17 protein-coding genes and 3 tRNA genes are annotated in these 13,591 nt (G+C 46.7%); 3 read left to right on the plus strand and 17 right to left on the minus strand.

The window, feature by feature from the left end; translation table 11 throughout:
• Positions 1-8: 8 nt before the first annotated feature.
• The 3 genes from ACTNE6_RS12630 to ACTNE6_RS12640 are packed head-to-tail and all read right to left on the minus strand — an operon-like array spanning position 9 to position 2,282.
• A complete protein-coding gene (locus ACTNE6_RS12630; protein WP_442496976.1) occupies positions 9-1,574 on the minus strand; it encodes a cytochrome ubiquinol oxidase subunit I in 1,566 nt (521 codons plus the stop codon).
• Positions 1,564-1,812 carry a cytochrome oxidase putative small subunit CydP gene (gene cydP / locus ACTNE6_RS12635; protein ID WP_442496977.1) on the minus strand — a complete coding sequence of 83 codons (249 nt, stop codon included), beginning with the start codon at positions 1,810-1,812 and terminating at the stop codon, positions 1,564-1,566. Before cydP ends, ACTNE6_RS12630 begins: the two co-directional genes overlap by 11 nt.
• Before the next feature lie 53 nt (positions 1,813-1,865).
• Complete coding sequence (locus tag ACTNE6_RS12640) at positions 1,866-2,282, minus strand: phosphate-starvation-inducible protein PsiE (protein WP_442496978.1); 417 nt, start codon at positions 2,280-2,282, stop codon at positions 1,866-1,868.
• A gap of 1,084 nt (positions 2,283-3,366) precedes the next feature.
• Between ACTNE6_RS12640 and ACTNE6_RS12645 the strand changes: the two genes are divergently transcribed.
• The 3 genes from ACTNE6_RS12645 to ACTNE6_RS12655 all read left to right on the plus strand — a co-directional run bounded on the left by ACTNE6_RS12645 (position 3,367) and on the right by ACTNE6_RS12655 (position 6,260).
• Entirely contained in the window at positions 3,367-3,540 is a 174-nt protein-coding gene (locus ACTNE6_RS12645; RefSeq protein ID WP_194968375.1) for a hypothetical protein, read from the plus strand.
• A gap of 655 nt (positions 3,541-4,195) precedes the next feature.
• A complete protein-coding gene (locus ACTNE6_RS12650) occupies positions 4,196-4,738 on the plus strand; it encodes a hypothetical protein (protein ID WP_442496979.1) in 543 nt (180 codons plus the stop codon).
• Positions 4,739-4,916: 178 nt separating this feature from the next.
• Positions 4,917-6,260: a cytochrome P450 gene (locus ACTNE6_RS12655; RefSeq protein ID WP_442496980.1), complete on the plus strand. Its 1,344-nt coding sequence runs from the start codon at positions 4,917-4,919 to the stop codon at positions 6,258-6,260.
• Positions 6,261-6,476: 216 nt separating this feature from the next.
• Here the strand turns inward: ACTNE6_RS12655 and ACTNE6_RS12660 are convergent, their stop codons facing one another.
• The 14 genes from ACTNE6_RS12660 to ACTNE6_RS12725 all read right to left on the minus strand — a co-directional run bounded on the left by ACTNE6_RS12660 (position 6,477) and on the right by ACTNE6_RS12725 (position 13,581).
• Positions 6,477-7,088, minus strand: a complete 612-nt coding sequence (locus ACTNE6_RS12660) for a hypothetical protein (RefSeq protein ID WP_442496981.1) — start codon at positions 7,086-7,088, stop codon at positions 6,477-6,479.
• Positions 7,089-7,162: 74 nt separating this feature from the next.
• Positions 7,163-7,807, minus strand: a complete 645-nt coding sequence (locus ACTNE6_RS12665) for an IS630 family transposase (RefSeq protein ID WP_442496982.1) — start codon at positions 7,805-7,807, stop codon at positions 7,163-7,165.
• On the minus strand, positions 7,746-8,111 hold the full coding sequence (locus ACTNE6_RS12670) for a helix-turn-helix domain-containing protein (protein ID WP_442496983.1): 366 nt from the start codon (positions 8,109-8,111) through the stop codon (positions 7,746-7,748). Before ACTNE6_RS12670 ends, ACTNE6_RS12665 begins: the two co-directional genes overlap by 62 nt.
• Positions 8,112-8,127: 16 nt before the next feature.
• Positions 8,128-8,529 carry a hypothetical protein gene (locus tag ACTNE6_RS12675; RefSeq protein ID WP_442496984.1) on the minus strand — a complete coding sequence of 134 codons (402 nt, stop codon included), beginning with the start codon at positions 8,527-8,529 and terminating at the stop codon, positions 8,128-8,130.
• 13 nt (positions 8,530-8,542) lie between these two features.
• Entirely contained in the window at positions 8,543-9,238 is a 696-nt protein-coding gene (locus ACTNE6_RS12680; protein ID WP_442496985.1) for an IS630 family transposase, read from the minus strand.
• Positions 9,235-9,678, minus strand: a complete 444-nt coding sequence (locus ACTNE6_RS12685) for a helix-turn-helix domain-containing protein (protein ID WP_268120897.1) — start codon at positions 9,676-9,678, stop codon at positions 9,235-9,237. The genes ACTNE6_RS12680 and ACTNE6_RS12685 overlap by 4 nt, the downstream gene beginning before the upstream one ends.
• A gap of 57 nt (positions 9,679-9,735) precedes the next feature.
• Positions 9,736-10,038, minus strand: coding sequence for a hypothetical protein (locus ACTNE6_RS12690; RefSeq protein ID WP_442496986.1), 303 nt, complete (start codon positions 10,036-10,038; stop codon positions 9,736-9,738).
• On the minus strand, positions 10,011-10,295 hold the full coding sequence (locus ACTNE6_RS12695) for a hypothetical protein (protein ID WP_442496987.1): 285 nt from the start codon (positions 10,293-10,295) through the stop codon (positions 10,011-10,013). The genes ACTNE6_RS12690 and ACTNE6_RS12695 overlap by 28 nt, the downstream gene beginning before the upstream one ends.
• Before the next feature lie 302 nt (positions 10,296-10,597).
• Positions 10,598-11,389, minus strand: a complete 792-nt coding sequence (locus tag ACTNE6_RS12700) for a CDP-diacylglycerol diphosphatase (RefSeq protein WP_442496988.1) — start codon at positions 11,387-11,389, stop codon at positions 10,598-10,600.
• A 288-nt stretch (positions 11,390-11,677) separates the two neighbouring features.
• Positions 11,678-11,753 (minus strand) — tRNA-Asn (locus ACTNE6_RS12705).
• Between the two features lie 22 nt (positions 11,754-11,775).
• Positions 11,776-11,852: transfer RNA gene (locus ACTNE6_RS12710), tRNA-Arg, on the minus strand.
• 92 nt (positions 11,853-11,944) lie between these two features.
• Positions 11,945-12,035, minus strand: a tRNA-Ser gene (locus ACTNE6_RS12715).
• Between the two features lie 8 nt (positions 12,036-12,043).
• Complete coding sequence (csrA, locus tag ACTNE6_RS12720) at positions 12,044-12,244, minus strand: carbon storage regulator CsrA (RefSeq protein WP_027157308.1); 201 nt, start codon at positions 12,242-12,244, stop codon at positions 12,044-12,046.
• Between the two features lie 110 nt (positions 12,245-12,354).
• Positions 12,355-13,581 (minus strand): aspartate kinase, encoded by a 1,227-nt coding sequence (locus tag ACTNE6_RS12725; RefSeq protein WP_442496989.1) that lies wholly within the window; start codon positions 13,579-13,581, stop codon positions 12,355-12,357.
• Between the last annotated feature and the right edge of the window lie 10 nt (positions 13,582-13,591).

Below are 13,591 nucleotides of genomic sequence, written 5' to 3' on the forward strand. Positions count from 1 at the left end.
GCATGGCCCTAGCGGCCTTGATCGACTTGCAGTTCATGAAAGTAACGACCGGTATGAAGACTGCTCGGTCCCAGGCGAACATACTTGAACATCAGATACAGTTCGATAACCAGCAGCACCGTGTAAAACAATGCGAAGCCGCCGATGCTAAACCAGAGCTGTTCGCTGCTGAGACTGGAAACGCTCAGATGGGTCGGCAAAACGCCGGAAATCGTCCACGGCTGGCGGCCATACTCGGCGACAAACCAGCCGGTCTCGGCAGCGATCCAGGGCAAAGGAATGCTCCATACCGCCATGCGCATCAACCAGCGTTTCTGGTCGGCATTGCGTACAGCGCAGTGGTAAAAGGCTACGGCAAAGATAAACAGCATGGTGAAACCGCAAGCGACCATGATGCGGAATGTCCAAAACAGCAGCCCTACCTTCGGAATCGTATCGTTGGCCGCTTTCTGGATCATCCCGGCATCGGCATCCACGACTTTGTCGGTATATTTTTTCAGCAGCAGCCCGTAGCCTAAGTCATTTTTATGGGCATCAAAACGCTGACGAGTCTGTTCGCTGTTATCGCCGGCGCGCAGTTTTTGCAGCTCGGCATAAGCCACCATACCGCTCTTGATGCGTTCGGCGCTTTCATTGCGAAGATCTTTCAAGCCTTTCACATCTTCATCAATGGAACGAGTCGCTATCAATCCCAGCAGATAAGGCACTTTTATCGCCATATCCGTTCTTTCATGCTCCTGGTCAGGCAAGCCGAACACCGTAAAGCTGGCTGGCGCAGGGCTGGTTTCCCATTCCGCTTCGATCGCCGCCAATTTGATCTTTTGAGTCTCGCCGGAGGTATAACCGCTTTCATCGCCGAGTACGATCACTGACAGGATTGAGGCCAAGCCAAATGCTGAAGCGATCGAAAAAGAACGCCGGGCAAAGCCGACATCGCGTTTGTTCAGCAAATACCAGGAGCTGACGCCCAACACGAACATCGAGCCGGTCACATAACCTGCGGCCACAGTATGGACGAATTTAACCTGAGCGACCGGGTTGAAAAACACGTCGGCAAAGCTGGTCATTTCCATGCGCAGCGTTTCATAATTGAATTCAGCTCCTACCGGATGCTGCATCCAGCCGTTGGCGATCAAAATCCACAGCGCTGATACGCTAGTGCCTATCGCTAGCAGCCAGGTCACAACCAAATGCTGAACCTTGGAGAGTTTGTCCCAACCGAAAAAGAACAGCCCTACAAAGGTGGATTCCAGAAAAAACGCCATCCAGCCTTCACTCGCCAGCAACGGACCGAAAATATCGCCGACGTAATGCGAGTAATAAGCCCAGTTGGTGCCGAACTGAAATTCCAGCGTCAAGCCGGTGGTAACGCCCATAGCGAAGTTGATGCCGAACAGCTTACCCCAGAACTTGGTCATATCCTTGTAAACCTCCCGGCCGGTCATGACGTACACCGATTCCATAATGCCGAGAATAAACGTCATGCCCAAGGTGAGCGGCACGAACAGAAAGTGATAAAGCGCCGTCAGACCGAATTGCATTCTGGACAGCATTACAACATCATCACTGAACATGGCTGAACTCCTTATAAGACTGAGACGAAAAACTTGGGGTTATTGAAGATTGCTTGGCAGGTAGCGAAAAGCGTTGAGCGATATCTGGTTTTCCGGTTGACGGTTTACCTTCCCAGCGGAAAATCAGGAACCAAAGGCCCATCAACAGAATGATTTTGATCAATAATGCAATACCGATTTCCCACCGCAGCAATCCGGGATGCGGCAGAATCCGATTTATCTTGGCTGAACCAATCATGGCTCCTCCTCTGGACTAATTTAAATAGTGTTAAAACAAGGTGTTCATATTCATCAATTATTAAATGGTTTGCCGATAACGAGCGTTGATAAGGCCAGCAGCAGAATTGATCCGGATATCGGCAGAATTCCCGTATCGGCTTGGTGATGTGCCTGTATATCGGAAATAAGAAGTCTTGATAGTGCCGTGATGGCAATAAAGATCAGGCAGCGCACTGGCATCATGTTGGTTTTGAAGTAAATGCCGACCATGGCCCCCAGTTCAAGATAAATAAACAGCAGTAATATATCGCCTATGGTGGCATGTCCCTGACTGATCATGCCGGCATACGCCACTACCGCCGACCAGACTACGCTGGCGCCGATAATAAACAAGGCCAAATAGTGAAACACATCTATCAACAAGCTGCCTAACTCATCGACAAATGTTTTACTTGTCTCCCTAAATGCGTTAATCCTTTCTTTTTGCATACAACAACCCTCATGCTCGCTCTTTCTATCCCTGAGAAACTAAAAATGTCAGCTGGCAGGCTGTCAATCTGCTGGTTCCAGGCCTGACCACTACTGCAGCAGCTGAATTTAAGAAACTACAATGCTTATCAAATAAGCGCGGCAGATAACGGTAAACAAGGCCAAAAGCTTAAACGCTATTTGCAAAGCATGAATTGCTTCTTTGCTTGCTATAGTATATTAGAGTTTTATAATTTACTAACTTTATTTTATGTCTCCGCTTTTTCCGTTGTTATTTTTATCTAAATGCCTGTTACGTAAAGAGATTGGAAATGAAACTCCTGCCGAGTCCCAGCTTCAAATGAGACGATGAGACACTCTTGATATATTATATTTTTCTTAACTGATGTTACGCACGAATCGATTTATGTTTTGTTTTAGTTTTACTGCGATGCCGTGTTCATTCGCATTGCGGAGGCCGGTACGTGGGCGTTTGTCTCCGGTCGAATACCCAAAGAGCATAAGTGAACTTGCCCCTGCAACGGCGTAGCATCAATTCTTAATTCAAGAATGGCGTTATACATGGATGGGGAATAAACTAAAGGCTGTGCTAACGGATCTCACAAGCATTAGTTCCGGCCCGATTATCTTTATTATTTCAGAGGCATTGGTTCAGACATGCTGACGATGACCAGAACTTTTCAGAGGAAGGTAGAATCCGCCGACAATATAAGGAGCGGTAGAAAAATAAGAGGTTAATGGGCTCTTATTACGGATGGATTAATGTTTGGCAGAAACGGAGAGACAGCCGGCATTTCTACTTGAACAATAATCTTGATCGGCAATTTCCAACAGGTCGATTCCCTAAATCAATAGAAATGGGATTGTACAAAGCCGCAAAATCGGGACGAATTGCAATAACTGTATGGCAGAGCAACCGATGATGAACTCTATAACTTTATCCTGTTTTAATTAAAAGTTTATTAAATAAATGTATAACAATAAGAAACAATATGTATATATTTTGTAATATTGTTAATGACAAAAGTCTAACGTATAGTTGAGTTGCATTTCAAAAAACTTTCAACTCTATGAGGATTTACCTATGAATGACTTTTATAAAGACGTGTTAACTGGGATTGTATTTGTTACCGGTGTATTAGGATTTGTTTCTGGAGAATTTATTATCTCCTCTACGCTGTTCGCAACGGCGGCCATTGCCAGCAACGTCAACCTGAACCGTAAACGGGCCAATGCTGGACATCTGCAATGCGAGTAATCATCCAATTTAACAAACTGCCTGGATTACTTAACCACGTAGCAACTTAATAACTTCCAAGGCTTAACGGCCTTGGAAGTTTTTTTATTTTTAGATCTCCTTCTTTCAAAATTCCTCAAAGCTCCGTATTTCCACTTTTCCTTTGCAGGAGACTCTGCTTCACCCTTTCATTGTAATACAGCAATTTAATAGAGATAAACATCCTGATAAATTGAGAAAACAACTTAACTTGTAACCTTGATAGTCTCTATTGGCGAGAGGCAAGAAACTTGTTAAGAATAGTCCTTTCCCCACTTCTGCGAAGTACAAATTTCAGTGGCATTGCAGCAGCACATGTAGGGTTCTTGTAACTCGTCGGATTCCGCAATTTTTTCTTTTGACTCTGAAGAAATAACGCCCATTATACTGCGATGAAGATAAAGTTTTTACCAAACTGCTGCTTAATCAGTGCATTCATCTAGCAATATCCGCCCATCCTCATCCATCAAAGCGACGAAAAATTGCTCTTGGCCTTTTTCAACTTGCCTTTACAAGGATAACTACCTGCCGCAGCTGAGCTATATACGCATTCATCGTTATTTCATTGGCTTCAAATGTGTACTATAACAACACCTTTAAGGAAAATTTTTGTTATCACTCTTTAAACCATAGCATCATGCGCGAACTGGACGGTCCCGAACTTTATCGAGCACTCAAATACGCCAAGCACCTGGATGAAGAGGAAGTCAGCGAGATCATCGAACGGTTTCAGTTCGATCAGGCAGCTCTATCGCAAGCAATTTTCAACGTCTTTCCAGCCGTCATTGCCGAACAAAACCAGGATATGTCATATCTTTTCCTGACCCTATGCTTCGATGTCCTGTGCGTCTTCCAGCAAGCTTTCGGCCCGTTGCCTTCCCAAGAAGGGATGGACTTCGACTGGCTGGAAAAGCAAGCCATGCTGTTGGAGGCTGAACTGCAATCACTGATCAAGGAGAAGGACATGGACGAGAAGATCAGGGCTCGATTACAGAGCCGATTCATGCAGCGTTCGACTCAGGACAGCCCGCAGCCGGTCCTGGTCAGATTCCTGAATAAAGCCATTGAGGATTTCGCGGCAGAAATTCCCAGCAGGAAAACAACCATCCGAGTGACCCAAACCATGGTTTTCATAGTGGTTCAGCTATTCAGCAATCTCTACAGTCATGCTGAAAGTTAACGTCAATGCCATGAAGCGATCTTCAGATGCAAGTTAAACTTTAGAACAGTGAATTTTATGCTTCTATAAATCACATTAATTATCGATAATGGCACTTTAAACTCTTACACGAGATCAGCCATTCATTGACATTTCCTGTTTTTCGTCAAAAATAGCCTTTTTTCCAATTTTATCGACAATGGCAACCAAAACGATTCCTTGCGTCAAAGGCGATTTTTTGCTGGGCAATTTGCGTCAATATAAAGCTAATCCTTTTCAAGCGATCTGCAGCTGGCAGCGCGATTATGGAGACTTGGTCAGTTTCAGGCTAGCCGCCCGTCAGCTTTATTTATTCAGTCATCCACAGTTAGTGGAACAGGCTTTGGTCAAACAAAGCCATAACTTTGTCAAAATGTACAACCCGAAAAAGCCGACGGGTCTGTCCTTGATTTTAGGACAAGGACTGCTTACCAGCCAGGGCGATTTATGGCGTAGACAACGACGCTTAATGCAGCCGGTCTTTCAGCGCGCCAATTTAACATCCATGCTGCCACAAATGATCACGGCCGGAAATAACCTGTTGCATCGTTGGCAGCAATTAGGTGATGAGGCGCAAGTTAATCTTGCTGACGAGATGATGCAATTGGCACTGGAAGTCATCACCCAAACGATGTTCAGCACCAGCGTACTCGACAAAGTAGGCGAGATCGCATCAGCTTTGGATACCGGATTAAAGTACGCTGCCAAAACCATATCGAATCCTTTAACCCCGCCTTTATTTATACCGACGCCCGCCAATCGAGCATTCAGACAAGCTACCGGCGTATTAGATGACATTATTTACAGCATGATTAATCAGCGCCGATCCCAATCTATCAAGCAACGCGATTTATTGAGCATGTTGTTGAAGGTGCGCGATGACGATACAGGCAATCCCATGAGTGACCAGCAAATTCGTGATGAAGTGATTACGATTTTCACTGCCGGCCATGAAACCACGGCAAATGTGCTTACCTGGGCATTATATTTATTGGCTCGACATCCAGATGTTCTAGCAAGACTCAAAATTGAGCTCCATGATCAGTTGCAAGGCAATACTCCCGATGCCGAATCTCTACAGCAATTGGTTTATACCCGGGCGGTATTGAGCGAAGCCATGCGCATCCGCCCACCGGCAGGCATTCTGATACGCAAAATAAGCCAAGATACTGAAATTGACGGGTATGCCCTTAAAGCTGACAGTCTGGCAATATTCAGCATCTACAATGTTCACCATCATCCCGACTATTGGCAACAGCCTGAACAATTTGATCCTGAACGTTTTTTAACGGCTGAAAAACGGAAATTCGCCTATATGCCTTTCGGTACCGGCGAACGCGTGTGCATCGGCAACCATTTTGCCTTACTCGAAAGTCAGTTGCTGCTAAGTATGATTGTTCAGCATTATGATGTGGAATTGCTCAATGCTGATGAAGTCGAGATTGAAATGGCTGTGACTGTACGGCCTAAAGGGGGCATTCCGGTAAGACTAAAACGGCGCTAAAACAATCTTCAGTCCCATTTCAATATTCTGGCTATTGCATTTTTATGCCTGTAAAACTTTAACCTTGATTTAAACGCCGTTGTAGGGTCGAATTCATTCGGCGGGGGACAAACGCCCACGTACCGGCCTCCGCAGTGCGAATGAGCACGGCATCGCAGTAAAACTAAAACAAAACATAAATCGATTCGTGCGTAACATCAGTTTGATAACTAAAGATCAGTATCCATCAGCCTCAACACATAGCCATTTTGCACTTAAAAATATTAATGCCATAATTGCATAAGCCATAGCCCACTCCCACGCGGGAGTTAATGATAAGGCTGTATCGCTAGCTGTCCACTGGTAAGAATGCATCAGACCACAAGCCGACAATAGACTGGCCGAGCCGCTCCAGAGCGCAGCCTTGATAAAATGACGCTCAATAATCGCTACCGTCAACGCGGCCAAGATCATCGCTGTCATAATAAAGCCCTGCTCCAATGCAAAAGCGCCCTGAATCCAGACATCGGCCTGTTGAAAACGCGCTAGCATTGCGTCCGAAAATGCCGGCATGGGCCCGCCGCCATAGTCTGCCGCCCGGATACCGCTTTTTGCCATAAAGGCTCCCCAAGCCGCAATGCCGGGCAGCAACCCCATTACAACCGCCGGCGCATGGTTTTTCGGAGTTTCCTGAAAAGCTTGCGCCGCAATGACAATACCGATCCACAACATAATCGCCATGCCGGCATCGATCGGAATCACCCAAGCGATATAAGACAAACTGCCGGTTAAACAAATGAGCGTGATAAACGCTCCGTTTAAAGTCGAATAGCCGGCACGAGATCCCATCGCTTTCCAACCAGGATGTCCAATATAAATTGTCGTCGGAAAACAGGAACCGAACAAACTAGAGCATTTATTTTTTAGTCAGAAACATAGCCTGAATGCCTGAAGAAGTTCAGGCATTCGTCGGGATGAAACCGCTCCATTAATTGGCCGACAGTGCGCCAGAGATTGTCATAAGTTCGTGCCGCTGCCTTGCGCAAAAGCGCCTTCAGCTTGGCGAAAACCTGCTCGATCGGATTCAGATCAGGGCTGTAAGGCGGCAGGTATTTGATCGTCGCCCCGTGTGCTTCAACAATATCCCGGACTTCCGCCACCTTATGCGCAGGCAGGTTGTCACAAATAACAATATCACCGGGTTTCAAAGTTGGCGCCAGCTGCGAACGCAGGTATTCCTTGAAGGCTTCGCCCGTCATGGCTTGATCCACACACCAGGGTGCCGTGAGTTTGTCGGCACGCAAGCCGGCAATAAAAGTCAGCGTTTGCCAGTGACCAGCTGGGGCAGCATCCCGGCAGCGAGCACCACCCAAGGCCCGTCCATAACGACGGATCATGTTGGTAGATAGCCCTGTTTCGTCCAGAAACACCAACTTCGACAGATCGCAGGTTTGCTGCCAGGCTTGCCATTGCTCGCGAGCCCTGGCGACATCCTCGCGCTGCTGTTCACTGGCAACGACCGTTTTTTTTATAGCGATAGCCCAGTTTGTGCCGGATAAACTTATCAATGGCCGAAATCGATACACTCAGGGCTTGTTCAGTTTCCAGCCAATCCTGCAGTTCCTTCAAGGTCATCGATGGGCTGTTCGCCAACTGTTCCTTGATGGCGGCTGCATAGGGTTCCAACAGGGCCCGTCTGTAACCACCGATCGGCTTGCTCTGAACGCCGCCGGTGTTTTTCCAGAGTTGATGCACTCTGGAGACAAAGGAGGGGCTGACTTGATAGTGCGCGCTGACTTCGCGTGTCGTTTTGCCGCTGTCAACAGCCTTCGCGACACGCAAGCGCAAGTCTTCTGAGTAAGGTTTGGGCATCTTCGGTCATTCTCATTCAATGAAGCCCCATTTTAGCAATACGGCTTGATCTTAGGTAACAGATAAATGCTCTAGCCGCTAATGTTCCAATGCCGTTGACCGCCAAAGAAGACCGTGTAGAGTAACTGTCACCCGCAGCCTCGGCAGATTCAATATTTTGAAGGGAGCCGATGAGATTGAAGAGTCCCATCGGAATGATGACTGACAAATAAGTTAAGCTATGCTCCGAAGTCAGCACTTCGAATAAATCGCCAAGCACCGGTATAGGCAAATACAGATTTAAATCATTATCCGGTCTATCGCCAACGGGAGCCAATCCTATTAACCAAGCAAGCAAAGCGCCTAATACTATAGCAACCAAACCTCCCGGAATATTGCCGCGAAAACGCAGTCGGCCAAAATAGACTAATAAAATCACACCTAGTGCATTGTCACAGCTTAATTTTAGGGTAAATGGATTTCAGTTTCGTTCGTGCATCGTCCACTTTCATCTGCCAATCGACACCGCGTTGTTTGCTATTAACAGAGCTCGACCAGGCGCTAATTTCAGTCCGTAAGGTTTCCATGTCACCGAACCTTCGATGCGCCAGGCACTGTCGGGTCAGGGTACTCAACTCATTTTCAGCGATATTCAACCAACTGCCATGCTTGGGCGTCTGGCAAAACTTGATCCGCCGTACGAGGTTGCGGGCACGTTCGGGTTCGAAGACCTCATAAAAGGCTCCTTTGGTATGGGTGTTGAGATTGTCGCTCACCAGCGTCACCACGGGACACTGGGCATAACGCCCTTCCAGCAAGCGGGCCACTTCTTTGGCCCAATCTGCTTTGGTGCGCTGAGGGCGGGCCGTCACCTCGCGCCATCCGACTAACGGCTCGGTAAACAGGAACAAGCTGGCGGTGCCGGCACGCTCGTATTCGTAATCGACCCGTGGCGGCTGCGTCAGCGTCCCCGGTCGTGGCGTACGGGTCTCTTTGATCAACTGTATCGGTTGTTCGTCCATGCAAAGGACCGGATGCGCGGCCTCATACGGTCGCGCATACACGTCCAGCACCTCTTCCATTGCAGCCACAAATTCGGCGTCCTGCTCGGGCGGAATCACCCAATAGGCAATCGCCCGCTGCGTCATGCCGTTTTTTTAATCAGCTTGCGGACGGTCTCATGGCTGATGGCGTCTACAATCCCCAGTTCCACGACGCGCCCGGCCAACAGCCGCAGGCTCCAGCGCGCATAGCCTGCCGGCGGCGATCCCAAGCGCGTGGCGATAATGCGCGCTTCCTGTGCCCCGTCCAATAACCTCGGGGTCGGCGGATACTCGCGTTTTCGGCCTTCCAACGCCCGTTCAAAGCCCTCTTCGACAAAGCGCTGGCGGATCTTTTCGACCGTGTTGATCCGGCATGCGTAGGCCTCCGCAATCCGCTGGTCTGTCCAACCCGGGCCATTCGCATCGGCCTTGAACAGAATCTGCGCACGCCGGACTTTTTGTGAGCTGCCTTGAAGTTTTTTGATCACCTCTTGAAGATGATGACGTTCCGTATCGCTCAGGCGGACAATGTATTTCTTGGGCATGTCTCGTCTCCGGTTTGGGAAAGAAGCCTATTAGACAGTTTTAGGTAGCCCATATTCTTAGCGTTGGCAGTGCACTAGTGTCACCAAACCGACGACAGGATGCGCATAGGTGCGAAATAAAAAGCCCAGAGAAATAAATGTTAAGGCGATTCCGGATAAAGTCGATAGCAAAGCTGCACGTGGCGTCGCTTTTCTTAATTTTTCCACGACAAAGGCGCCGCCTAACTCAATCAAACCGGAACCCAAACAAGCCAACAAGCCTGCTTGCCAAGCAATACGTTCCGGATTCTCAGCGCCGCCGGCCTCTGCCAGCATTTTTGCCGGCAACATGATTAAAAAAATATAAGCAAATAAAGACACGGCGTTGATGCCGTAAGGCAAGGCACAAACATCATGGCGCGCCCAGTCGCCGCCGCCAATTGTTTGGCTTGATGAGCATAATAGATATTATCGATCAATAAAGAAACGGCGACGCCAGGCAGAATATGGCGGTAAATCAAATCTTCTGAAAAACCCAGGACCTGATCACATAACCCCACGATAACCAACAATTGCACAAGGTTATCCAAAGCCAAGCCAAAAAAACCGTCAAGATCGGTGCGTACAAACCATTTCACTACAAAAATCCAAGTCCAAAAATGAAACAGAAAAAATATCTATTAGTCTGCTTAGGATACCGCCAGAAACAACTTCCCTAAATTGATACAGCAAATCAGCGATAATAATTTTTTAATCCATCTCAAACTAAGAAGCAAGGATCGGTTTAGGGCATGGAAGGCGGCGAGTTATCCGCTTGAATTGAGTACCTCTTCCGATTTTTAGCCCATCAAAAGGGCAGCAAAGCTCATTGCATTTACTGTCTTTATAGCGGGCCAGAACTCCGTTATTTCAACCTGGGCTTAACTATAACCCTGGTTTATCAAGGAGGACATGAGTAGTTAAGCTGTCCCTCAACAAACACGCTATAGGTGCATAGATTACTTCCAGCGTTGTAAGTGCCGCCAGTATGTAAAACATAAAACCCACTTTTCGATCCGGCAATAATTATACCGTTACACACCATATTTTCTTCGCCAACTTTTTTACTAACCATCGTGAATGGGTCGGTAAACGGACTGTCATCGAAAATTGCAGAATAGGTTATATTTCCGAGCTTAACTTGATGCCAATGTCCATCATGAGGAACGATCTGACTATTATTGATTGCGCTTTTCATATCGCCCATGAGTTTGCCGATATGAATATGCAATTGATGTTTGCTCCGCTTCGGGAGTGGATTAATCGCGAGTGCAATATCCTCAGTGGGAATATTTTCATCCTTAGCCAGATCCCACGCCAAGTTCCAAGACATTGGGTCTCGTTGAGCATGATCCTCTACACCGATAACAGGATAGTTTGGCACAACCAGCCAATGGCCGGGTCCTTTTGAGGTATCGCAACTGTCATACACTGCATTAAACACAGTATGATAATGGGCCGGCATTGTTCCGATATGTTTAATGTATGGTGGATGATGCGGACAGGAATCACCCGGTTGAACATCTTTGCAGTCCTCAACACTGTGCCAAAGACTACACGCGTCACTAGCACTGTTCGCTGAATCGGTACAATCTTTGTCCAGGCTTGGTGCATCATCGCCCAAAACAGCAGCGCTGAACTGAGTGAGTAAGGCGAAAGTTATCAGCCGCCAAGCTAAATATGATTTATTCATTTGATTTCCTTCTTACTCAATAAAACCAATGTTGGATTTTACTTAAGTAAATCCAATTGATGGAGTTGAAATAATTGAACTTAGCGCTCTGGGTTTATGATGGTATGCATTCCAAGAAGTTTCATCATACCTCGCTACTGTTGAAACCTGAATTACAGACCTGCAATACTCTGGATTTTTGGTGAGTTTTATTGTGATTTTTATTTTGAATATGCCCTACCAAGGACATGCAGAAACTTTCAGGCAATAAAAAAGGCCTTGGTAAATTACCTAAGGCCTTGTTTTACTTGGCTCCCCCGGACGGGCTCGAACCGCCGACCTAATGATTAACAGTCATCCGCTCTACCGACTGAGCTACAGGGGAATAAACTTTTTGTCTTCTTCAATGGCGCGCCCGGAGAGATTCGAACTCCCGACCGCTCGGTTCGTAGCCGAGTACTCTATCCAGCTGAGCTACGGGCGCCTTGTTGATCCGACTATTATCCTTCTTTACCTCATCCTTGTCAACCTTTATTTTTCATTCTCTTAAAAAACAAAAATCAACCTTTAATTAAGTGGCGGAGAGAGAGGGATTCGAACCCTCGATGCGCTTTTGGCACATACTCCCTTAGCAGGGGAGCGCCTTCGGCCTCTCGGCCATCTCTCCTAAAACTTTTACTCTTCTGAACCGGTTAAGCCTGTAGACTCGGCCTGTTCTTTTTTAATCCGTTCGTAAATTTCTTCCCTATGAACAGAGACTTCTTTTGGTGCATTAACACCGATGCGAACCTGATTTCCTTTGACTCCAAGAACAGTGACTGTAACTTCATCACCGATCATCAAAGTCTCTCCTACCCGACGAGTCAAGATAAGCATGGCTTCTCCCTATGTCTATTTAAAAACCACTGTTCTTACACAGCATCCAACCAAGAACGACAATTATAGCAGCTTTTTCAGATAAATAAAGTCCTAAGTTAAAATAAAATCTAAGACTCTATTTCTTGGTCTAGTTTAAAAGCCGCATGTAATGCTCTGACCGCCAATTCCAAATATTTCTCATCAACAACGACGGAAATTTTAATTTCCGATGTCGATATCATTTTAATGTTTATGCCTTCTTTTGCAAGCGTTTTAAACATAGTGCTGGCAATTCCAGCATGAGAACGCATGCCTACGCCTACAATTGAAACTTTTACTATGCTGTCATCTCCAGTCACTTTTCTGGCCCCAAGCTCTGCACATCCATTTTCCAACAAAGCTTTTGCTCTGGGATAATCGTTGCGATGCACGGTAAAGGTAAAATCAGTCGTCGCGTCATCAGCAATATTCTGGATGATCATATCGACTTCGATATTTGCATCAGCTATCGGCCCAAGAATTTTAAATGCAACCCCTGGTAAGTCAGGCACGCCAGTAATGGTTAATTTTGCCTCGTCACGATTAAATGCGATTCCGGAAACTAAAGCACTTTCCATTTGTGATTCCTCATAGGTAATGAGCGTACCCTTACCTTCTGTAAATGATGATAATACTCTTAAAGCAACATTATACTTGCCGGCAAACTCTACCGATCTTATTTGCAATACTTTTGAACCCAAGCTGGCCATTTCCAGCATTTCTTCAAAGGTAATCTTATCAAGTCTGCGGGCTTTCGGTTCTACCCGAGGATCAGTGGTATAAACACCATCCACATCGGTATAGATGTGGCACTCATCGGCTTTCAAAGCGGCAGCTAAAGCGACAGCGGTCGTATCAGAACCTCCGCGCCCTAGCGTTGTAATATTGTTGTTTTCATCAACCCCCTGAAAACCGGCGACAACCACTACTTTACCTGCACTAAGATCAGCTCGCATGCGGGTGTCATCGATATTACGAATGCGCGCTTTCGTATGACTGCTATCGGTCAGAATTTTTACTTGCCCACCTGTATAGGAGCATGCTGGGCATCCAAGCTCATGCAAAGCCATACTTAAAAGCGAAACGGTAACCTGCTCTCCTGTGGAAAGCAGAACATCCATTTCTCTTTCGTTGGGCTGTGGTTGCATTTCTTTTGCCAACGCAACCAGACGATTGGTTTCTCCGCTCATTGCTGAAACGACAACAACAATCTGATCCCCCAGATCATGCACTTTTTTAACTTTTTCGGCGACTGCTTTAATACGCTCTACAGAGCCTACCGATGTACCGCCAAATTTATATACATATAATGCCATTCACTATAAC

It is taken from the genome of Methylobacter sp. sgz302048, assembly GCF_052162025.1.
Lineage (GTDB): Bacteria > Pseudomonadota > Gammaproteobacteria > Methylococcales > Methylomonadaceae > Methylobacter.